Annotated in this window: 24 protein-coding genes; 13 read left to right on the top strand and 11 right to left on the bottom strand. The window is 72.1% G+C overall.

What is annotated here, in order from left to right; all coding sequences use genetic code 11:
- Positions 1 to 3: 3 nt before the first annotated feature.
- From F6W97_RS03275 to F6W97_RS03285, 3 genes are all read right to left on the bottom strand, one after another.
- Entirely contained in the window at positions 4 to 486 is a 483-nt protein-coding gene (locus tag F6W97_RS03275) for a GNAT family N-acetyltransferase (RefSeq protein WP_155368575.1), read from the bottom strand.
- Positions 487 to 520: 34 nt separating this feature from the next.
- Positions 521 to 1,075, bottom strand: a complete 555-nt coding sequence (locus F6W97_RS03280) for a hypothetical protein (RefSeq protein WP_155368576.1) — start codon at positions 1,073 to 1,075, stop codon at positions 521 to 523.
- 255 nt (positions 1,076 to 1,330) lie between these two features.
- Positions 1,331 to 1,918 carry a TetR/AcrR family transcriptional regulator gene (locus F6W97_RS03285; RefSeq protein WP_155368577.1) on the bottom strand — a complete coding sequence of 196 codons (588 nt, stop codon included), beginning with the start codon at positions 1,916 to 1,918 and terminating at the stop codon, positions 1,331 to 1,333.
- A 72-nt stretch (positions 1,919 to 1,990) separates the two neighbouring features.
- Here F6W97_RS03285 and F6W97_RS03290 point away from each other — a divergent pair, with 72 nt between their 5' ends.
- Positions 1,991 to 2,818 (top strand): class I SAM-dependent methyltransferase, encoded by an 828-nt coding sequence (locus F6W97_RS03290; RefSeq protein WP_155368578.1) that lies wholly within the window; start codon positions 1,991 to 1,993, stop codon positions 2,816 to 2,818.
- Positions 2,819 to 2,914: 96 nt separating this feature from the next.
- A complete protein-coding gene (locus F6W97_RS03295) occupies positions 2,915 to 3,628 on the top strand; it encodes an NRDE family protein (protein ID WP_155368579.1) in 714 nt (237 codons plus the stop codon).
- A gap of 82 nt (positions 3,629 to 3,710) precedes the next feature.
- Here the strand turns inward: F6W97_RS03295 and F6W97_RS03300 are convergent, their stop codons facing one another.
- Entirely contained in the window at positions 3,711 to 4,103 is a 393-nt protein-coding gene (locus tag F6W97_RS03300) for a hypothetical protein (RefSeq protein ID WP_155368580.1), read from the bottom strand.
- Positions 4,104 to 4,233: 130 nt separating this feature from the next.
- Between F6W97_RS03300 and F6W97_RS03305 the strand changes: the two genes are divergently transcribed.
- Genes F6W97_RS03305 through F6W97_RS03320 form a run of 4 tightly spaced genes read left to right on the top strand, consistent with a single transcriptional unit; the run spans position 4,234 to position 6,543 of the window.
- Positions 4,234 to 4,680 (top strand): SRPBCC domain-containing protein, encoded by a 447-nt coding sequence (locus F6W97_RS03305; RefSeq protein WP_155368581.1) that lies wholly within the window; start codon positions 4,234 to 4,236, stop codon positions 4,678 to 4,680.
- The gene (locus F6W97_RS03310; RefSeq protein WP_155368582.1) at positions 4,677 to 5,057 is read left to right on the top strand and encodes an ArsR/SmtB family transcription factor; all 381 of its coding nucleotides are present in this window, start codon (positions 4,677 to 4,679) and stop codon (positions 5,055 to 5,057) included. Before F6W97_RS03305 ends, F6W97_RS03310 begins: the two co-directional genes overlap by 4 nt.
- A 17-nt stretch (positions 5,058 to 5,074) precedes the next feature.
- On the top strand, positions 5,075 to 5,758 hold the full coding sequence (locus F6W97_RS03315; RefSeq protein ID WP_196278954.1) for a DUF2182 domain-containing protein: 684 nt from the start codon (positions 5,075 to 5,077) through the stop codon (positions 5,756 to 5,758).
- Between the two features lie 20 nt (positions 5,759 to 5,778).
- Complete coding sequence (locus tag F6W97_RS03320; protein WP_155368584.1) at positions 5,779 to 6,543, top strand: DUF899 domain-containing protein; 765 nt, start codon at positions 5,779 to 5,781, stop codon at positions 6,541 to 6,543.
- A gap of 68 nt (positions 6,544 to 6,611) precedes the next feature.
- On the opposite strand, the gene F6W97_RS03325 is transcribed toward F6W97_RS03320, so the two are convergent.
- On the bottom strand, positions 6,612 to 7,520 hold the full coding sequence (locus tag F6W97_RS03325; protein ID WP_155368585.1) for a GNAT family N-acetyltransferase: 909 nt from the start codon (positions 7,518 to 7,520) through the stop codon (positions 6,612 to 6,614).
- Positions 7,521 to 7,603: 83 nt separating this feature from the next.
- Between F6W97_RS03325 and F6W97_RS03330 the strand changes: the two genes are divergently transcribed.
- Positions 7,604 to 8,320, top strand: coding sequence for a DUF4184 family protein (locus F6W97_RS03330; protein ID WP_155368586.1), 717 nt, complete (start codon positions 7,604 to 7,606; stop codon positions 8,318 to 8,320).
- 1 nt (position 8,321) lies between these two features.
- On the opposite strand, the gene F6W97_RS03335 is transcribed toward F6W97_RS03330, so the two are convergent.
- From F6W97_RS03335 to F6W97_RS03345, 3 genes are read right to left on the bottom strand one after another with little or no spacing between them, the layout of a single operon-like run.
- Positions 8,322 to 8,567, bottom strand: coding sequence for an RNA-binding S4 domain-containing protein (locus F6W97_RS03335; protein WP_155368587.1), 246 nt, complete (start codon positions 8,565 to 8,567; stop codon positions 8,322 to 8,324).
- A 40-nt stretch (positions 8,568 to 8,607) separates the two neighbouring features.
- Positions 8,608 to 9,306 carry an SDR family NAD(P)-dependent oxidoreductase gene (locus F6W97_RS03340; protein WP_230686369.1) on the bottom strand — a complete coding sequence of 233 codons (699 nt, stop codon included), beginning with the start codon at positions 9,304 to 9,306 and terminating at the stop codon, positions 8,608 to 8,610.
- Positions 9,307 to 9,335: 29 nt separating this feature from the next.
- The gene (locus tag F6W97_RS03345) at positions 9,336 to 10,433 is read right to left on the bottom strand and encodes a M20 family metallopeptidase (RefSeq protein WP_230686370.1); all 1,098 of its coding nucleotides are present in this window, start codon (positions 10,431 to 10,433) and stop codon (positions 9,336 to 9,338) included.
- A 55-nt stretch (positions 10,434 to 10,488) separates the two neighbouring features.
- On the opposite strand from F6W97_RS03345, the gene F6W97_RS03350 reads away from it, so the two are divergent.
- Together F6W97_RS03350 and F6W97_RS03355 are read left to right on the top strand one after the other, a co-directional pair.
- A complete protein-coding gene (locus F6W97_RS03350; protein WP_230686371.1) occupies positions 10,489 to 11,193 on the top strand; it encodes an MOSC domain-containing protein in 705 nt (234 codons plus the stop codon).
- Positions 11,194 to 11,204: 11 nt separating this feature from the next.
- Positions 11,205 to 12,293 carry a winged helix DNA-binding domain-containing protein gene (locus F6W97_RS03355; protein ID WP_155368590.1) on the top strand — a complete coding sequence of 363 codons (1,089 nt, stop codon included), beginning with the start codon at positions 11,205 to 11,207 and terminating at the stop codon, positions 12,291 to 12,293.
- 9 nt (positions 12,294 to 12,302) lie between these two features.
- Here F6W97_RS03355 and F6W97_RS03360 read toward each other — a convergent pair whose 3' ends face one another.
- Positions 12,303 to 13,364, bottom strand: a complete 1,062-nt coding sequence (locus F6W97_RS03360) for a hypothetical protein (RefSeq protein WP_230686372.1) — start codon at positions 13,362 to 13,364, stop codon at positions 12,303 to 12,305.
- A 98-nt stretch (positions 13,365 to 13,462) separates the two neighbouring features.
- Between F6W97_RS03360 and F6W97_RS03365 the strand changes: the two genes are divergently transcribed.
- Complete coding sequence (locus tag F6W97_RS03365) at positions 13,463 to 14,545, top strand: calcium:cation antiporter (protein ID WP_155368591.1); 1,083 nt, start codon at positions 13,463 to 13,465, stop codon at positions 14,543 to 14,545.
- Positions 14,546 to 14,624: 79 nt separating this feature from the next.
- Positions 14,625 to 14,879: a hypothetical protein gene (locus F6W97_RS03370; RefSeq protein ID WP_155368592.1), complete on the top strand. Its 255-nt coding sequence runs from the start codon at positions 14,625 to 14,627 to the stop codon at positions 14,877 to 14,879.
- Positions 14,880 to 15,094: 215 nt separating this feature from the next.
- Here F6W97_RS03370 and F6W97_RS03375 read toward each other — a convergent pair whose 3' ends face one another.
- The gene (locus F6W97_RS03375) at positions 15,095 to 16,279 is read right to left on the bottom strand and encodes a pyridoxal phosphate-dependent aminotransferase (protein ID WP_155368593.1); all 1,185 of its coding nucleotides are present in this window, start codon (positions 16,277 to 16,279) and stop codon (positions 15,095 to 15,097) included.
- A 136-nt stretch (positions 16,280 to 16,415) separates the two neighbouring features.
- On the opposite strand from F6W97_RS03375, the gene F6W97_RS03380 reads away from it, so the two are divergent.
- Entirely contained in the window at positions 16,416 to 17,051 is a 636-nt protein-coding gene (locus F6W97_RS03380; protein ID WP_155368594.1) for a GNAT family N-acetyltransferase, read from the top strand.
- A gap of 133 nt (positions 17,052 to 17,184) precedes the next feature.
- Here F6W97_RS03380 and F6W97_RS03385 read toward each other — a convergent pair whose 3' ends face one another.
- On the bottom strand, positions 17,185 to 17,364 hold the full coding sequence (locus tag F6W97_RS03385; protein WP_155368595.1) for a hypothetical protein: 180 nt from the start codon (positions 17,362 to 17,364) through the stop codon (positions 17,185 to 17,187).
- Between the two features lie 150 nt (positions 17,365 to 17,514).
- Here F6W97_RS03385 and F6W97_RS40435 point away from each other — a divergent pair, with 150 nt between their 5' ends.
- Positions 17,515 to 18,036 carry a S26 family signal peptidase gene (locus F6W97_RS40435; protein ID WP_230686373.1) on the top strand — a complete coding sequence of 174 codons (522 nt, stop codon included), beginning with the start codon at positions 17,515 to 17,517 and terminating at the stop codon, positions 18,034 to 18,036.
- Positions 18,037 to 18,063: the final 27 nt, after the last annotated feature.

The raw sequence follows: 18,063 nt of genomic DNA on the forward strand, positions 1-18,063 counted from the left end.
GCCTCAACGTCGGGGCCGATCGGTGCGGTGCAGCCGGTAGCGCAGGAAGCGGTCGTCCCCGATGCTCGTCTCGCCGTCGGTGCGGAAGCCGAGCCGGGCGACGCCGTGGGCGCTGCGGCGGCTGGGTGGCAGCAGGATGGTCACCGAGCCGAACCCGAAGGTGCCGAACGCCTCGTCCAGCACCCGGTCGCAGATCGCCGCGCCGTGGCCCCAGAACCGCGGATGCAGGACCAGGGCCAGGTCGGCGTCACCGTCCTCGGGCTGCAGGCCGCCCCAGCCGGCGAACTCGCCGTCGACGAGGAAGGCCCACGGGCCGTACCCGTGCTCGCGCCACAGCTGCTCCTTGGCTGCCACGAACGCGGCGCACTCCACCGCGCCGAAGTCGCCCGCGGCAAGGGGCATGTGGCGGCGTACCGAGCGGTGGTTCATCAGCGAGATGATGGCGGCCGGGTCGATGCCGCCGAGCCGGGTCAGCTGCAGGTCCATCTCGCTCCCTCCGCTCGGTGTTCCGGCGGGGCGTTCACACGATCGAGGAGCGCTGCTCGGGTGTCAGCGGCTGCAGGCCGTCGGCGATCCGGGCCAGGTCGTCGTCGTGCAGGACGTCCTCGGGGTCGGCGGCCCGCAGCTGCTGGCGCACGGCGCGGTAGAACTCCTGCAGCGCGTCGTTGAGCCGGGCGATCGGCGGGGTGTCGGTGTACCGGTCCGCGCGGGGATCCCGGTTGTCGACGCCCTGCACGGCCACCGCGTACGCGTGGTGCATGACCACCCGGGCCGCGACCTGTACCCGCCGGTTGCCGACGAGCCGCAACTGCTCCATGGCGATCCGGAGCTTCTCCTGCGCGTCGTCGATGCGCTGCTTCCGGGCGTCCTTGTCGCTGCTGTGGCGGTAACGCTCCGAATGGTGGCGCAGGCTCCGCGCGGCCTCGGCGAGCTGGGCGCTCTTGTCGAAGAGGACCGCCTCCCAGCGGGCTTTCGTGTCGCCGGCCATCTTCGTCCTGTTGACGCGCAGGGCGGCGGACGCGGCCAGCACCGCCGCCAGCACACCGCCCCCGAAACTGAGCGCATTCGACCACATGCGACCAATGTAGAGGCTGGCGCCACCGCGCCGGACGACACGCCCGGCGGCCGGCGGATTGATGCCCAGCCGTCAGCCGGTGGTGGCGAAGCTGTGGACGCGGACAGCTCGCGCCACCGGTCGAGGTCGTCGCCGACCTCCTTGCGCTTCGCCTCGATGTCGGTGACGCAGCTGCTGCCCAGGGCGGGCCGGACCGGCTTGCGTGCAGTGTCGACGATGGCGAGGACCGCGGTGGCGGCCTGGTCGCGGCAGCTGCTAGCGGGCGAACGGTGCGATGACGCCGTCCACGACCTTGCGGACCGCATCGGCGTCCGGCGGGGCGCCGGTGCGGTCGGCGAAGAGCAGATGCGCGGAGCCGATCAGCATGGCGGCGAGCGTGTCGGCGTCGGCGTCGGGGGCGATGCGGCCGAGATCCTGCTCAGCGCGCAGGTACGAGGCGATCATGATTGCGGCCTCGGTCAGCACCGGGACGCCGGCCGGCCAGGTCTGCCGCAGCCGGGCCCGCAACTCGTCCCGGAAGGTCACGAGCGCGACGATCGCCACCGCCACCGACCTGAACACAGCTGTCAGCACGTCGGCCAGGTTGTCGGCGAGGGCACCGGTTCCGGCGCTTTCGCGCAGCGCCGCCGCCTGCGGCACCATGCGGTCGACGCGGTCGAGGACGTACTGGGCGAGGAAGTCGTCGAAGTCGTCGAAGTGCCGGTGCAGCACGCCCTTGGCGCAACCGGCCTCGGTGGTGAGCGCCCGGCTGGTCAGCGCGCTCGGCCCGTCCCGGAGCAGGATGCGGTCGGCGGCGTCGAACAGCTGCTCGCGTACGTCGCGGATGGCCACCCCGGTCGGCATCGAACGCCCTTTCCCGCTGTCTCGTCGGCTCACTCCGTTGTCGAGTGGGCATGTGCCCACTACTGTGGGCACATGCCCACTCTATCGCGTGAGCCGCAGCCCGCCGGGCCGGAGCCGCACCGGCACCGCCAGGTGGCGGAGTCCTTCGGCACCGATCCCGACCGCTACGACCGGGCCCGGCCGCGTTATCCCGAGGCCCTGGTGCAGCAGATCGTCGCGGCGAGTCCCGGCACGGCCGTCCTCGACGTCGGCTGCGGGACCGGCATCGCAGCCCGGCAGTTCCAGGCCGCCGGCTGCACGGTGCTCGGCGTGGAGCCCGACCCGCGGATGGCGGCGTTCGCGCGGCGCACCGGAGTCCAGGTCGAGGTCTCGACGTTCGAGGACTGGGATTCCGCCGGCCGCGGTTTCGACGCGGTCATCGCGGGGATGGCCTGGCACTGGGTGGACCCGGTGGCGGGGGTGGCCAAGGCGGCGCAGATGCTGCGTCCGGGGGGCAGGCTGACGCCGTTCTGGCACGTGCTCCAGCCGCCGCCCGAGCTGGCTCACGCCTCCCGCGAGGTCTTTCAGCGCGTCATGCCCGACTCGCCGTTGACCATGCCGCCGGGCGGCGCGTCCGTGCTGGACGGCTACCAGGTGATGTTCGACAAAGCCGCCGAGGGGATCCGGCTGGCCGGCGCATTCGACGAGCCGGAGCAGTGGCGGTTCGACGGCGAGCGGACGTACACCCGCGAGGAGTGGCTGGACCAGCTGGCCACCTCCGGCGCCCTGACCCGGCTCCCGGCGGACCGGCTCGCCGAGGTGCTGGCCGCCGTCGGCGACGCCGTCGACGCGATGGGCGGCACCGTCACGGTCCCGCACAGCACCGTCGCCGTCACCGCCGCGCGCGTCGCCACCGTCTGACCTCCGTCGCTGTCCGGCAGACCGCGAAGGCAAGCGCAGCGGGCCGGATCCCGCCGCATCGGCCGGCCCGGCCCGGCCCGGCATATAGTGCCGATCATGTGTACGGTCGCCGTCAGTTTCGAGCCGTCGTCACCGGTGCCGCTGCTGGTGCTGGCCGTACGTGACGAGCTGCTGATGCGGCCCTGGGAGCCGCCGGCCGAGCACTGGCCGCGCCACCCGGGCGTGCTCGGCGGGATCGACCTGGTCGCCGGGGGCACCTGGCTGGCCGTCGACCCGGCCGCCCGCCGGGCCGCCTTCGTGCTCAACGGGCGCGGGCGGCTGGCCGCCGAACACGGCCGCCGATCCCGCGGCGACCTGCCGCTGCTCGCCGCGGCCGGGCTGCCCGTGCCCGGTGACCTGCGCGCCTTCGATCCGTTCTACCTGATCACGGCAGATATCTCCGGCGCGGCAATGGTGGGGTGGGACGGTGAGACCCGGACCGACACGGCGCTGCCGGAGGGGTTCACGGTCATCGTCAACAGCGGCGACGACCCGGCCGAGCCCCGCGCCGCGCACCTGCTCGCGGCGCTGCGGGCCACCCCGCGTCCGGACCCCGCTGAGGGCTGGGGCGGCTGGCCGGTGCTGGCTGCGGGGGAGGGGATCGATCGTGAGGACTCGCGGGCGCTGATCCTGCGGCACACCTTCGGCGACGACCTGCGCTACGGCTCCAGTTCGGTCACCCTGCTCGCGATCGGCCCCCGCCTGGTGCGCTACGACTTCGCACCCGTACCGGACGAACCAGGTCCGGTGTCGCTCACCCGCATCGTCTAGGCGCGCCGCGGCACGAGCCTTGGAGCCGCGAGCGCCGCGTCCACAAAAACGGATCATGGAGTCCGGCAGCGTGCGTTGATCGTCACCAGTCCCGGCCGGCGGTCAGCGCCTCCCGGTCCTCGCCGCGGCGGGCGCACAGCGCCCGTACGTCGACACCGGCATCGGTCAGCACGTCCTCGATGTACGCGCAGAGTTCGTCGCGCTCGTCGGTCTCGATGTGGCCGTGCTCCTCGTCGATGTCGTTGAGCGCGAGCACGACGTGCTCGGCTGCGGCGAACAGCTCGTCATCGGAAGGCTCGCGCAGCGCCGCCACCTCGGCCTCGTACGCGGCGAGCGCGGCGTCGACCGCGTCGGTGAAGGCGCGTGGCCACAGCCGTTCGGCGTAGGCCTCGTCGGGTGACAGGGTGCCTGCGGCGAGCGCCTGCTGCTGCTCACGCACCGCGCGGCGCCACTCGGTGGTCGGACGTTCGATCATGGCCCGCAGCGTAGAACCGACGTGCGACGCCCCGATGGACGGCTAAGTGCAACTCGTGGGTTGCGCCTCGTCGCCATCATGTGCAACTCTGGAGTTGCACATCAATTGACGGCGTTGAAGGAGTCTGCTCATGAGCGAGGACCGGATCGAACGCGAGACCCTGATCGAGGCGTCCCTGGAGCGGGTGTGGTCGCTGGTCGCGCAGCCCGGGTTCTGGGTGGCCGACAAGGCGAGCCTGCCCGGCACGGTGGCCAGGGAGGGCGAGGAGATGATCGCGAAGAACGCCGAGCACGGCGACTTCCCGGTGCGCGTGGAGAAGGTCGACCCGCCGACGTACCTCGCCTACCGCTGGGCCAGCGCGTTCCCCGGCGAGGAGCTGCGCGCCGACAACAGCACCCTGGTCGAGTTCACGCTGACCGCGGAGGGCGCGAAGACGCGGCTCCGGGTGGTCGAGAGCGGGTTCGCGGCGCTGAACGGGTCCGAGGAGCTGCGCCGCGGGGCGGTGGAGGGAAACTCCGGCGGCTGGCCGCTGGAGCTGGACGCGCTCAAGGCACGCGCCGAAGAGTCCTCCGTGTGACCGAAGACCAGCACGGCGACGTCTCGCCGGTCGACGGCGTGCTGGCCGCGCTGGCCGACCCCACCCGGCGTCAGCTGCTCGACCTGCTGGCCGAGCTGGGCGAGGTGACCGCGACGACACTCGCCGAGCACCTGCCGATATCCCGGCAGGCGGTGGTCAAGCACCTCGCCGTGCTGGACGCCGCGGGTCTGGTCGCCGGTCGCCGGGCTGGTCGCGAGGTGCTGTACGAGGTGCGGCCCGCGGCGCTCAACGCGACAGCGCGCTGGATGTCCGCGCTCGCGTCCGACTGGGACCGGCGCCTGGCGACCATCAAACGCATCGCCGAGGCCGCCGAGCGGGGCGCGGCCCCGCCGGATGCGGAATCCGGCGGGTCATGAGAGACGGGAGGGACACGATGCTGCTCCGGCAGCCCGCGACGGCGGTGACACTGGGGCTCGCCGCCGTCTCCTGGATCGTGATGATCGGGCTCATGGACGGCATGGACATGGGCTCGGCGACCCCGCTCGGCCCGTTCCCGTTCTTCGTCGCCGTGTGGGCCTCGATGATCGCGGCGATGATGCTGCCGGGCGCGGTTCCGGCGGTCGTGCGGCGGCTGCACGGCGGTGGCGGCGTGGGCGCGGCGACGCTGTTCGTCGCGTCGTACCTCGCCGTCTGGACCCTGGTGGGGATCGCCGTGTACGCGGTGTACCGGCCGCATGGGCCGGTGGCCGCCGGCGTGGTCGTGATCCTGGCGGGCGTCTACGAGCTCACGCCGGTCAAGCGGCACTTCCGGCAGCGCTGCGGGGAGCACGCCGGCTCCGGGTTCGGGTACGGCCTGCACTGCGTCGGTTCGAGTATCGGGCTGATGCTGGTGCTGGTCGCGGTGGGGGTCATGAGCGTCGGCTGGATGTGCGTGATCACCGTGCTGTGCGTCGCACAGAAGCTCCTGCCCGCGCGGGCCGCCGTGGACGTGCCGCTGGCGCTGGCGATCGTCGCCCTCGGCGTCGTGATCACGGCAGCTCCCGCGGCGGTCCCCGGGCTGACCCCGCCGACGGCTCCGGCCGTGGACGGCACCGGCCACCACCATCCGCACCACTGACGACAGAAGAGGTGACCACGATGATCGATCACAAGACAGGCACCAGGCAGGAATGGCTCGCGGCCCGGTTGGAGCTGCTGGAGGCCGAGAAGGCGCTGACCCGGCGCAGCGACGAGGTGGCACGCCAGCGGCAGGAGCTGCCCTGGGTACGCATCGACAAGGAGTACACCTTCGCGACCGACGGCGGCCCGGCGTCCCTGGTGGACCTGTTCGCCGGGCGCTCGCAGCTGCTCGTCTACCACTTCATGTTCGGGCCCGACTACGAGGCGGGTTGCCCGTCCTGCTCGGCGATCGCGGACGGGTTCGACGGCTCCGTCGTGCACCTCGCCAACCACGACGTCACGCTGCACGCGGTGTCGGAGGCTCCGCTGCCGAAACTGCAGGCGTACAAGCAGCGGATGGGCTGGAGCTTCCCGTGGGCGTCGTCGTTCGGCGGCGACTTCAACCACGACTTCCACGTGACGCACACCGAGGAGGAGTGGCAGTCCGGGGCGGTCGACTACAACTTCCGCTCGATGAACGTACGTCCGTCGGCGTCGGGCGAGGAACTGCCGTTCCTCAATCAGATCGCGTCGTCCGTCGGCACGGACTGGCCGACCTACCGCCGGCAGGGGCCCGGCATGAGCGCGTTCGTGCTGGACGACGGCGTCGTCTACCACACGTACTCGACCTACGAGCGCGGTGTGGACGCGATCTGGGGCATGTACCAGTGGCTCGACCGCGCGCCGCTGGGGCGCAACGAGGACGGCTTCTGGTGGCGCCGCCACGACGAGTACGACAACTGATCTGCCGCTGACGGGGGAACGCGGTCGCGCCGGTGCAACTCGCCGCCGCGACCGCGTTGGCGGTGCGATCAGGCGGCGTCCGGGCCGGGCAGCGTGCCCAGGCAGGACCACTGGACGGTGACGGGCCGGTAGCCCAGGCGCGCGTTGACGGCGAGCATCGGCGCGTTCGACTCGTCGTTGGAGGTGTACGCCGCGGTGACGCCGCCGGCGGCGGCCCGGTGCAGTGCCACCGTCTTCGCGAGCCGGGCCAGGCCGCGGCCGCGGTGCTCGGGCAGCGTCGCGGTCATGTCCGACCACATCCGCTCCCCGTCCCGCTTGACCAGGGTGAACGCGACGACCTGCCCGCCGTCCACGGCGGCGACGCTGGCGTCTTTGTCCAGGCCGAGGTTGTCCCACACCTCGTAGCGCCAGGTGTCGAACGAGATCGCGTCCGAGGGGATGTCGCCGGGCTCGTCGGCGCTGGCCGCGACGTACGCCGCGTAGAGGACATGCTCGTCCAGCCCGGACAGCGGCACGACGGTGACGCCGTCCGGCGCGGCCGGGGCGGGCGGTGCGAACCGGGTCTCCAGCACCGAGTAGCGCAGCTCGCGGCTGGGCGTGAAGCCGCGGCCGCGGGCGAAGTCCAGCGATTCCTCCTGCACCCAGGTGCGCACCCGCTGCACGCCGAGCGCGGACAGGTGCCCGGCGGCGGCGTCGAACAGCAGCCCGCCGGCGCCCCGGCGGCGGTGCTCGGGATGCACGTGCAGCAGCGAGATCTCACCGAGGCCGGCCTCGGAGCTGGTGATGTTCCGGAACGCCGAGACCCAGCCCACGACCTGCCCGCCGGCTTCGACCACGAACGCGGTCCAGTCCCCGTCCGGCGGCTCGGCGATCATCTGCCGCGTGGAGGCGACCCCGCGCACCAGGTAGGGGTACACGGTGGCGCGCAGCGCGACCACGGCCGGGGCGTCGTCGGGCAGCGCGGTGCGAATTCTCATCCGGCCATCCTGACCTGCCGCATCCTGGCGATCAAACCGTTTGCGGGCGGTGGTGGCGGGACACGGGAGGTTAGCCTGCGGCGGTGCCGCTGACGTTCCCCTCGCATGCCGCGCTGCCACTGCCGCTGAAACTGTGGCGTCCCCGCTGGTTCGACGGCGTGGCGCTGACGGTCGGGGCGGCCTCGCCTGATCTGGCGTACGCGCTGGACGGCTCGGGTCTGCCGGTGTTCCCGCTGTCGCACCAGTGGCCCGGCGTGGTGCTGTTCTGCCTGCCGGTGACCCTGGCCGGGGCGCTGCTGGTGCGCCGTGCGGCGGCCGTGGTCGCGGCGCACCTGCCCCGGCGGCCCGCCGCGCTGGCGCTGCGCGACTACGGGGTGCTCGGCACGGGCCGGCCCGCGCTGGTGGTCAGCGTGGGGTCGGCGCTGCTGGCCGCCGCGAGCCACCTGGTCTGGGATCGGCTCACCGAACCCGCGCCGGTGCTGGACCTGGCGTCCACCGCCGGCGGCGCGCTGGCGGCGCTGGCGCTGGCCGTGCACGTGGGCCGCCACCGCCTGCTGCGGGCCTGGCACGGCGAGCCGCCGGCCCGGCCGGTGCGGCCGGGACTGTTCTGGCCCGTCGCGGTCGCGGTCACCGCGGCCTCGGCGGCGGTGGCGTCACAGCTGCCCGGAGCGTTCCTGCTGCACACCACCGGCGCGCGCCTGCTGCTCGGCCTCGCACTCGGTCTCGCGGCCGCCGCCGCGGCGACCAACCTTGCGCGACCACGGCCGAGCGCGGCCGCCCCGGTGACGGCGAACGACTGACTCAGGCGACGCGCAGGCGTTCCCCGTCGATGACGACCACGTCGCCGCGGTGCAGCTGGCGGCCGCGGCGCACCTCCACCTCGCCGTTCACGGTCACCTCTCCGGCGGCGATGCGCAGTTTCGCCTCGCCACCGGTCTCGATCACCGAGGCGAGCTTCAGGAACTGGCCCAGGCGGATCATGTCATCGCGGATCGGTACGTCGGTCACGTTGCCATCTTCCCTCAACGCCGGTCCGTCGATGGCCATCGGCCGACGCCGGTGTGGCACCTCACCGCCACGGGGCCGGTCAGCGCAGGTTCAGGCCGCCGTCGAGCATGATGACCTCGCCGGTCAGGTAGGAGTTGCCGATCACGGCGGCGATGAGGTCGGCGACGTCCGACGGCTGTGCCGGGCGGCGCATCGGACTGGACGTGTTCCACAGCGCGTGCGCGTCGGCCCAGTCGGCGGTCAGCGGGGTGTCGACCAGTCCGGGGGCGACGGCGTTGACGCGCACGTCGGGGCCGAGCGCGGCGGCCAGCAGCCTGGTCACATGGTTCAGCGCGGCCTTGCTGGCGGCGTACGCGATCGAGCTGCCCTTCGGGCGGACGCCCGCGTGGCTGGTCACATTCACGACGCAGCCGTTCGACTCCCGCAGCGCGGGCAGCGCCGCCGTGCACAGCAGCCAGGGCGCGATCAGGTTCACGTCGAGCAGCCGCCGCCAGTCCGCGGCGGTCAGCGCGTCCAGTTCCGCGTGCGGGACCGGCCAGCTGATACCGGCGTTGTTCACCAGCACGTCGAGCCGCCCGTGCGCGGCGAGCACCTGCGGGACCAGCCCGGCCGCGGCGTCGTTGTCGGCGAGATCCGCCTGCAGGTACGTCCCGCCGAGTGCCGTGGCCAGCGCGGTCCCGGCCGCACGGCTCGACCGTGAGTGGACCACCACGGTCATGCCGTCCGCGGCCAGCCGCCGCGCCGTCGCCGCCCCGATCCCCGACGCCGACCCGGTCACCAACGCCACTTTCCGCATCCGGTCGGCCATCAGATCGCGGTGAGGAAGGTGTGCAGCGCCCGGTGGTACGGCACGATCGTGGTGAGGTCGGCGTACTCCTCAGGGCCGTGCAGGCCCGCCCCGCCGATTCCGAAGATCACCGCGTCGACGCCGCGCTGGGAGTAGAAGCGCCCGTCTGCCGCGCCGTGCTTGCGCAGGAACCCGGCCGGGTAGCCCTGCGCCCGCGCCGCCTGCTGCAGCGCCCGCACCTCGGGCCGGTCACGGTCGGCATGGTGCGGGGCGTCGGCGTGCTCGACCGCCACCGTGACGCCCGGCCCGCAGAGCTCGCCCAGGTGCGCGGCGATCTGCTCGGCGGTGCGCCCGTCGAAGCCCGGCTCGCCGGGCGGGAAACGGATGTCGAGCCAGGCCTCGGCAAGCGCCGGGACCTGGTTGAACGCCGTGTTCGGGGTGTCCAGCCGGGCCAGGTTCACCGTGGTGGCCCACGCCTCCGCCGTCGGCAGCGGATACGCCGCGTGCAGCGCCCGGATCGCCTCCGTCAGCCGCAGCAGGGCGTTGTCGCCCTGCCACGGGTACGCGCTGTGCGCCGCGCGACCGGTGGCGGTCAGCCGCGCCTGCAGGATGCCCTTCGAATCGGTGACGATCTCCAGCCCGCTGAACTCGCCGATCACCACGAACTGCCCGGTGACCCCCTGCTCCAGCTGGTGCAGGGTGCCGTTGCGCCCGCCGATCTCCTCGTCGGTGACCAGCTGCAACGCCAGCGGGTACGGCAGGCTCGGCGCGAGCTCGGCGAACACGTGCGCCATCACCAGCGCCGAGATCTTCATGTCCTGCGCACCGCGGGCGTACAGGCGCTCGCCCTCACGGCGCGGCGTGAACTGCTCGGGGGCGGCGGGCACCACGTCCAGGTGCCCGTTGAGGATCACCCGGAACTCCGGCCGACCGGCCCCGGTGTCGCGGTAGAGCAGCGCGCTCGGCTTGCCCGCCGACTCGAACCGTTCCACGGCGAAGCCCGGCCCGACCGAGTCGAGGACCAGGTCCAGCGCACGGTGCAGCTGGTCGGGACGGTCGGCGGTCGACGGCACGGCGAGCAGCGCCTCGGCCGTACGCAGAAAGGGCTCCAGCTCCACCCCGCCATCCTGCCGCACGCGGCCGTGCGCGGCATACTGCTCGGGTGATCGGATCATGATGGTCGGCACGATCGGCGAGCTACGGCGCTTCCCGGTCAAGTCGCTGCTGGGGGAGACGCTCACCGGGGCGGTGGTGCAGCCGCGCGGGCTCGCCGGGGATCGCCGGTGGGCGGTGCGCGGCGCGGACGGCCGCTTCGGCAGCGGCAAGAGCACCCGCCGGTTCCGGCAGATGGACGGACTGTTCCAGCTGACCGCGCGGTACGACGGCGCGGTGCCGGTGCTGGGGTTCCCGTCCGGCGTGTCGGTGCGCGGCGACGACCCGGCGGTGCATGCCGCGCTGAGCAGGCACATCGGCGAGCCGGTGACGCTGACCGCGGAGGAGGACGTGTCGCACTTCGACGAGGGTCCGCTGCACGTGCTGACGACCGCGTCGCTGCGGCACCTGGCCGCGCTGCTGGGCGGGCCGGTCGACCCGCGGCGCTTCCGCGCCAACATCGTGATCGATGTGCCGGGCGTGTCCGCGCTGCTGGAGGACGGCTGGCTGGGGCAGGCCCTGCACGTCGGCGACGAGGTCGTGCTGCGGGTCGCCAAGCGGATGCCCCGCTGCGTCATGGTCAACAACGCGCAGCAGGAGCTGCCGCACGACGGGCGGATCCTGCGCGCCGTCGCGGCCGCCAACGAGCTGACCTTCGGCGTGCTGGCCCACGTCGAACGCGCGGGCGCGGTCCGGTGCGGCGACCCTGTCGTACGCCGCGGTTAGCATCGGCGGTGATGGACGCACTTGCTCTGGCCTCGTGGCGGATGCGCAACCTCGGCCTGCACGCCCCTGCCGACACCACGCCCCAGGACGTGGTCGGCCGGCTGGGCGCGGTGCAGTCGCAGGACTACGGCCCGGCGACCTGGTCGCTCGGCGAGCGCATCACGGACGCCCACGAGCACGGGGTGCACCGTGACTTCGGCGACGGCGCGCTGCTGCGGACCCACGCGCTGCGGCCGACCTGGCACTTCCTGACCCCGGACGACATCGGCTGGGTGCTGGCGCTGACCGGCCCGCGGGTGCACCAGCTCAACGCCTACTACTACCGGCAGCTCGGCCTCGACGAGCAACTGCGCGGGCGCTGCGACGCGATGCTGGTCGAGGCGCTGGCAGGCACGCAGCTCACCCGCAAGGAGTTGACCGCGCTGTTCCAGGCGGCGGGCATCGGCACCGAGGGCTTCCGGATGGCGTACATCCTGATGAACGCCGAGCTCAACGGCCTGATCTGCAGTGGGGCGATGCGGGGCAAGCAGCACACCTATGCGCTGCTGGCAGAGCGCGCGCCGCATGCCCGGGTGCTCGACCCCGACGCCGCGCTCGCCGAGCTGACCCTGCGCTACTTCACCAGCCACGGCCCGGCCACCGTGAAGGACTTCCGCTGGTGGTCCAGCCTCACCCAGGCCGAGATCCGCCGCGGCCTGGACATGGTCCGCAGTCACGTGCGGAGCCTGGAGGTGGACGGGCTGACCTATTGGTTCGCCGGGGAGCCGCCTCCGCCGTCCGCTCCGGACGGGCCGGTCGCGCACCTGCTGCAGGGGTATGACGAGTACATCGTGGGCTACACCGAGAGCAAGCACCTGCTCGACGTCGGCGGCGTGGGCGGCGGGCAGCGGTGGGACCGGCCCGTCTACAACGGTGTGCTGATCATCGACAGCCAGGTCGCCGGGCACTGGAAACGCACCGTCGGCCGCACCGACGTCGCGATCGAGGTGCTGGTCTACGCCCCGCTCGACGCCGACCGGGCCGCGGCCGTGCGGGCCGCCGCCGACCACCACGGCCGCTTCCTCGGCCTGCCCGCGACGGTCACCACGACCGTGCTCTGAGCCACGAGATCACCCGCGGACAGCACCGGAGTTCTTGCTGCCCATCAGCGCGGCGGTGTCGACGGCCTCGAAGTCGGAGCCCTGCAGGTTCTTCAGCGCGCGCAGCGCGTCGTTGGACCAGCGGTCGTCCGGGGAGCCGGACAGGTACCAGGGCGAGCCGTTGTCGGCGACGATCACGCCGTACTTCTTCATCGCCTCCGCGATGATCCGGGCCTGCTTGGGCATCTTGGAGGTGTCGACGTTCGCCTTCAGGCGCAGTCGCAGACCCATCGGCGGCAGTGCGGCGTCGGAGGAGTTCGAAGCGGCGTGGCGGGCGGGCCAGACGTAGGTGTCGCGCGAGCGCGGCACGGTGATGCGCAGGGCGTGCGTGATGCGCCCGGCGGCGACTTCCTCGTAGCGGACCAGCCCGGCGAAGATGGACAGCCCCGCCGCGTCGGCCGAGGTCCAGCCCGCGGGTCGCAGCTTGTGGGAGCGCAGGTCGAAGATCGCGCCGGAGCCTGCCCGCCAGCCCGAGCCGGACGGGTACGCCGCGTACAGCTCGTACACCTTGCACCCCGCGGCGTCGTACAGGATGACGTGCCGGTCGCCGTCGCTGCTGCGCCCGCCCTCGACCTTGGCGTCGGCGGGCACGGGGTAGGGGCCCTTGTCGCTCTCGCCCGCGTACTCGAAGCTGACCTTGACGGTCTTCTGGCCGGGCTTGACCGCGGTGACGGGGATGCCGATCGGCGCACCCTCCCACAGGCCCGCGCCGAAGTCGGGGTGCATGTGCGCGGCCGCGCCGATGCTGTTCACGAGCGTGCCCGAGGAGCGGTGCACGGGAAGTTTCGACACGTCCGCCCGCCAGACGCTGTCGGCCGGGAACACCCCGCACGGCCCGGCGGTGGGCGACGGCTTCACGCTGGGGCTCGCGGCCGCCGACGATGAGGGCGCGACCGTGCCGGAGGGCGCCACGAAGACCGGATCGGACGGTCCGGCCGCGCTCGGCGCGGTGCTGCCGCAGGCGGCGAGTCCGAGCACGGCGGCCAGGGCGGTCAGTCGCAGCGGCACCGCGGCGAGGGATCGTGAGAGCACCCGCAGAATCTAGTGCCACCGCGCGGCACGGGCACAGCCACTGCCCTGTTGCAGGGATTATGGCCGGTAGGTGAGGTTTGTCCGCGTAGCCTCGGTACATGCTCAAAGCCGCACGCGCGCTGTCGTGGTGGGCGCTGATCCCGCCGCTGTGCGTGATCGTGCTCGTGGCGGCCTGGGGCCACAAGGTCGGCGGCGTGGGCCTGGTGATCGTCGGCATCGCACTGGTCGCCGCCGTCGTGGTGGCCGTGCACCACGCCGAGATCGTCGCGCACCACGTCGGCGAGCCGTTCGGCACGCTCATCCTCGCCGTCGCGGTGACCGCGATCGAGGTCGGGCTGATCATCATGCTGATGACCTCCGGCCCGGAGGGCCCCTCCACGCTCGCCCGGGATACGGTCTTCGCAGCGTTCATGATCGTGTGCAACGGCGTGGTCGGACTATGCCTGCTGGTCGGCGGTCTGCGCCATCGCGAAGTCGAGTTCCACGTCGAAGGCGTCACCGCCACCCTGGCCACGCTCAGCACCGTCGCCGCCCTGGCACTGGTGCTGCCGTCGTTCACCACCAGCAGTCCCGGGCCGACCTACTCCGGGCCGCAGCTCGCCTTCGCCGGCACCGCCTCGCTGGTGCTGTACGCGGCGTTCGTCTTCGTGCAGACCATCCGGCACCGGCACTACTTCCTGCCGCTGGAGACCGAAGGCGACGACGACCACGGTGCCGGGCCCGGCCGCAAAGCGGCCGCGGTCAGCCTGTTCATGCTGCTGCTCTGCCTGGTGGCCGTGGTCGGCCTGGCGAAGGTCGAGTCCCCGGCGATCGAGCACGTGGTCGCCGTCGCGGGCGCGCCGCGCGCCGTGGTCGGCGTGGTGATCGCCCTGCTGGTGCTGCTGCCGGAGACCGCCGCCGCAGTCCGCGCAGCTTCCCGCAACAAGATCCAGACCAGCTTCAACCTGGCCCTGGGCTCCGCGGTGGCCAGCATCGGCCTGACCATCCCGGCGATCGCCATCGCCTCGATCTGGCTCCAGAACACGCTCGTGCTCGGCCTCGACCCGAAGGACATCGTGCTGCTCGTGATCACGGTCGTGGTCACCACGCTGACCGTCGCACCCGGCCGGGCCACCCTGATGCAGGGCATGGTCCACCTGACCATCTTCGGCGTGTTCCTGTTCCTCTCCTTCGTCCCGTAGCCGCGCGGGCCGGTCACTCGCGTGGGACGGCCTGCCTTAGCGCCGGTGTTCTAGGCTGCGGTCGTCGAAGGAGGAGCGGATGCATCCAGCCGCGAGCAAGATTTACCGCTCGACCGCGTTGGTCCTCGCGGTCGCGGGCCTGATCGCGCTCGCGCTCGCCGCCGGCGCCAGCCCTTCCGGCGGGGCGGGCGCAGTCGGGTGGATCCTCGGCTTCTTCCTGCTGGTGGTCTCGATGATCTATATCGCGGTGCACGCCGTCGCCAGCCTGCTCTACGACCACGAGGTATGGCGGCGCAAGATGGACGCCCCGGCCGCGCCCGACGACAACGCCTGACCGCCGCCGGCCGATCGCCCGCCCGAACCACGATCGAACAAGCACGACCTTGAACACGCCGACCTGCGCCCGCCCATGATCACGACGATCTTGCTTGGACTGCTGCCGTTTCGCGGCATTGGTGCGTGTCGTACCCACAGTCCGCGCAAGATCGTCGCCGCGGGCCGCGGGCCGCGGGCCGCGGGCCGCGGGCCGCGGGTGGGCGGGTGGGCGGGTCAGGGGTTGAGGCGGGTTGTGGCTTCGGTGATCACTTCGGGGCGTTTGCAGAAGGCGAAGCGGATCAGGTGGCGGCCGGCGTCCTTGTCGTCGTAGAAGACCTGGGAGGGGATGGCGACCACGCCGCTGCGTTCGGGGAGGGCCAGGCAGAAGTCGACGCCGTCGGTGCCGCCGAGCGGGCGGATGTCGGCGGTGAGGAAGTAGGTGCCCTCGGCCTGGAGCACGCCGAAACCGGCCTCGGCCAGGCCGGCGCGCAACTGGTCGCGTTGGGACTGCAGGCCGGCGGTGAAGCCGGTGAAGTAGGTGTCGGGCAGGTTCAGTGCGACCGCGACGGCGGGTTGCAGCGGGCCGGCATTGACGAAGGTGAGGAACTGCTTGACCCGCAGCACCGCAGAGACCAGCGATGCCGGTCCACTGGCCCAGCCGACCTTCCAGCCGGTGCACGAGAACGTCTTGCCGGCCGAGGAGATGCGCAGGGTGCGCTCGCGCATGCCGGGCAGCGTCGCCAGCGGCACGTGCGGTGAGCCGGCGTCGTCGAAGACCAGGTGCTCGTAGACCTCGTCGGTGACGGCGTACGCGCCGAACTCCTGGCACAGGTCGGCGACGAGCTGGAGTTCCTCGCGGGTGAACACCTTGCCGGTCGGGTTGTGCGGCGAGTTGAGCAGCACCAGCCGGGTACGGGGGCCGAACGCGGCGCGCAGCTGGTCGGGGTCGAACGCGTAGCGCCCGTCCGGACCCGGGCGCAGCGTCACCGGGCGGCGGGTCGCCCGGGCCAGCGCGATGCTCGCGGCGTACGAGTCGTAGTACGGCTCGAAGCAGACGACCTCGTCGCCGGGCTCGCACAGCGCGAGGATCGCGGCCGCGATCGCCTCGGTGGCCCCGGCGGTGACGACGACCTCGCCGTCCGGGTCGTACTCGAGCCCCCAGAAGCGCCGCTGGTGCGCGGCGACGGCCTCACGCAGCACGGGCATGCCCGGAGCCGGCGGGTACTGGTTGAACCCGCCGCGCAGCGCGGCCGCGGCCGCGGACAGCATCTCCGCAGGCCCGTCCGTATCGGGGAACCCCTGCCCCAGGTTGACCGCCCCGGTCTTCACGGCGAGCGCCGACATGGTTGCGAAGATGGTCGTGCCGAACGGGCGCATCCGCTCCACGAGCGGATCGCCTCCGGAGAATCCAGACGTCATGCCCTATCTTCGCCCACGCGCGTGGAATTCGGCCGCCGCGTCAGACTTGGGTGCCCCGCCGTTCCTGGTTGCGCCTATTCCTGTTCGTGTTGGTGGACGGGTGGCGGCCCTCTGACCTACGAGTACTCTCGTGCGGATGATCTCGCATGAAGTGACAGACGTACTCCGCAGCTGGGCAAAGGGTTTGGCCGCAGTCAGGCGCAACTCCGTGCCCATCGAGACCGCCTGGGGCCTGCGGATCGACGAGGTCCGGCCGAAGACCCGTGCCCGCTGTCTGGTGTTTCGCGACGACCTCGACGCGGTGCGCAGCGCGGCGACGTCCGCGACCGCTCCGCACGGTGTGATCATCGTTGTCACCGCCGAGGACGCGGTAGCCGCCCTGCTCGGGCCGGCCTGGCAAAGCACGCCGCCAGAGCCGATCATGACGACCACGCTGCGGCAGATCCCGTCGAGCGTGCCCGCCGGCTACGACCTCAGCACCACGACCGACGCGGGCGTCATCAACGTGCGCGTACATTTCGAGGGCGAGGTCGCCGCGGCGGGATACACCGCCGTGGTGGACGGTGTCGCCGTCGTGGATCGTGTCGCCACCGAGCCCGCACATCAGCGCCGCGGCTTGGGCACAGCGGTGATGAACGCACTGACGGTGGCAGCCAAAGACCAAGGGGCTGTGACCGCAGTACTCCACGGGACAGAGGAAGGACGTGCGCTCTACGAGGGTCTCGGCTGGCAATTGCGCTCAAAGATCACGAGCTTCACTCACGCGGCATGATCTTGACGACTTTGGCGGCGGATGCGACACGGCCAGTACTCGGGCGTCGAACTCGCCGGACTTCGCAACGGCTCATGGGTATCCGGGCAGCGTGGTGGGGCGGAGTGCACGCCGCCACCACGCCGTGCCCCGGTCAGTTGCAGTTGTAGTAGTTGCTGGCGCAGCCGTTGTAGACCTTGTAGCAGTTGTACCCGTCGTAGGCGTAGCAGTAGCGGTAACCCTGCGTCCGTGTCCCGCTGCAGTAGCAGCCGGTCACGTAGCAGGGCGGGCATGCTGCTGCCGCGTCGGCCTTCGGCACGACGAAGGCGGTCATGCGGTCACTGATACGCTCGATCAGCTTGATCATTGAAGCTCCTTTCGTACGGGTAGCTGACGCTAACGCCGCGGCGTACACGAACCGGCCGATCGCGCTACGCATCCAGGGATGTATCTGTTTTGTATGTCGCGGCGGCATGCTGGGACGATGTGGACCATCGCCGGTGCCGGACTGTTGATCGTCACCGTCTGCGTCGCGCTGGTGATCCGGCGGATGCGCGGGCGGCTGACCGTGGTGACGGTCCACGGCCAGAGCATGACTCCGGCGCTGCACCCGGGCGACCGCGTGCTCGTCCGCCGCACTGCCCTTGACGGCGTACGCAACGGTGACGTGGTCATGGTGGCGCGCCCGTCGCTGGCGGAGAGCGCCACCTGGACCGTGCCGGGCGTGGCGAAGTCCGCCGTCGTCGCCGATGACGCCTGGGCCGGCGTGACCGGCGACTGGCTGATCAAGCGGGTGGTCGCCGTCCCGGGCGACGAGGTGCCGCGGGACACGGTGGAGGCGCTGCGCGACACCGCCGAGCAGGCGGTGCCCCCCGGCCGGTTCGTCGCGGTCGGCGACAACGCCGAGCTCAGCTTCGACTCCCGGACCTGCGGTTACTTCACCGATGAGCAGCTGTGGGGCCTGGTGGTCAAGCGGCTGGAACCTGTCGTGCCACCGCACGCCTAGTATCGACATTCGCGACGTATCGGGAGG

The organism is Catellatospora vulcania, assembly GCF_009720385.1.
Classification (GTDB): Bacteria; Actinomycetota; Actinomycetes; order Mycobacteriales; family Micromonosporaceae; genus Catellatospora; species Catellatospora vulcania.

What these genes read in the sequence shown, in the direction of transcription:
- F6W97_RS03370 (WP_155368592.1), top strand. Translation starts at nt 14,625, where the DNA reads ATGCATCCAGCCGCGAGCAAGATTTACCGCTCGACCGCGTTGGTCCTC.
- F6W97_RS03280 (WP_155368576.1), bottom strand. Translation starts at nt 1,075, where the DNA reads ATGTGGTCGAATGCGCTCAGTTTCGGGGGCGGTGTGCTGGCGGCGGTG.
- F6W97_RS40435 (WP_230686373.1), top strand. Translation starts at nt 17,515, where the DNA reads ATGTGGACCATCGCCGGTGCCGGACTGTTGATCGTCACCGTCTGCGTC.
- F6W97_RS03350 (WP_230686371.1), top strand. Translation starts at nt 10,489, where the DNA reads ATGATGGTCGGCACGATCGGCGAGCTACGGCGCTTCCCGGTCAAGTCG.
- F6W97_RS03300 (WP_155368580.1), bottom strand. Translation starts at nt 4,103, where the DNA reads ATGATCGAACGTCCGACCACCGAGTGGCGCCGCGCGGTGCGTGAGCAG.
- F6W97_RS03285 (WP_155368577.1), bottom strand. Translation starts at nt 1,918, where the DNA reads ATGCCGACCGGGGTGGCCATCCGCGACGTACGCGAGCAGCTGTTCGAC.
- F6W97_RS03355 (WP_155368590.1), top strand. Translation starts at nt 11,205, where the DNA reads ATGGACGCACTTGCTCTGGCCTCGTGGCGGATGCGCAACCTCGGCCTG.
- F6W97_RS03305 (WP_155368581.1), top strand. Translation starts at nt 4,234, where the DNA reads ATGAGCGAGGACCGGATCGAACGCGAGACCCTGATCGAGGCGTCCCTG.
- F6W97_RS03380 (WP_155368594.1), top strand. Translation starts at nt 16,416, where the DNA reads ATGATCTCGCATGAAGTGACAGACGTACTCCGCAGCTGGGCAAAGGGT.
- F6W97_RS03295 (WP_155368579.1), top strand. Translation starts at nt 2,915, where the DNA reads ATGTGTACGGTCGCCGTCAGTTTCGAGCCGTCGTCACCGGTGCCGCTG.
- F6W97_RS03365 (WP_155368591.1), top strand. Translation starts at nt 13,463, where the DNA reads ATGCTCAAAGCCGCACGCGCGCTGTCGTGGTGGGCGCTGATCCCGCCG.
- F6W97_RS03290 (WP_155368578.1), top strand. Translation starts at nt 1,991, where the DNA reads ATGCCCACTCTATCGCGTGAGCCGCAGCCCGCCGGGCCGGAGCCGCAC.
- F6W97_RS03385 (WP_155368595.1), bottom strand. Translation starts at nt 17,364, where the DNA reads ATGACCGCCTTCGTCGTGCCGAAGGCCGACGCGGCAGCAGCATGCCCG.
- F6W97_RS03375 (WP_155368593.1), bottom strand. Translation starts at nt 16,279, where the DNA reads ATGACGTCTGGATTCTCCGGAGGCGATCCGCTCGTGGAGCGGATGCGC.
- F6W97_RS03275 (WP_155368575.1), bottom strand. Translation starts at nt 486, where the DNA reads ATGGACCTGCAGCTGACCCGGCTCGGCGGCATCGACCCGGCCGCCATC.
- F6W97_RS03335 (WP_155368587.1), bottom strand. Translation starts at nt 8,567, where the DNA reads ATGGCCATCGACGGACCGGCGTTGAGGGAAGATGGCAACGTGACCGAC.
- F6W97_RS03325 (WP_155368585.1), bottom strand. Translation starts at nt 7,520, where the DNA reads ATGAGAATTCGCACCGCGCTGCCCGACGACGCCCCGGCCGTGGTCGCG.
- F6W97_RS03315 (WP_196278954.1), top strand. Translation starts at nt 5,075, where the DNA reads ATGCTGCTCCGGCAGCCCGCGACGGCGGTGACACTGGGGCTCGCCGCC.
- F6W97_RS03320 (WP_155368584.1), top strand. Translation starts at nt 5,779, where the DNA reads ATGATCGATCACAAGACAGGCACCAGGCAGGAATGGCTCGCGGCCCGG.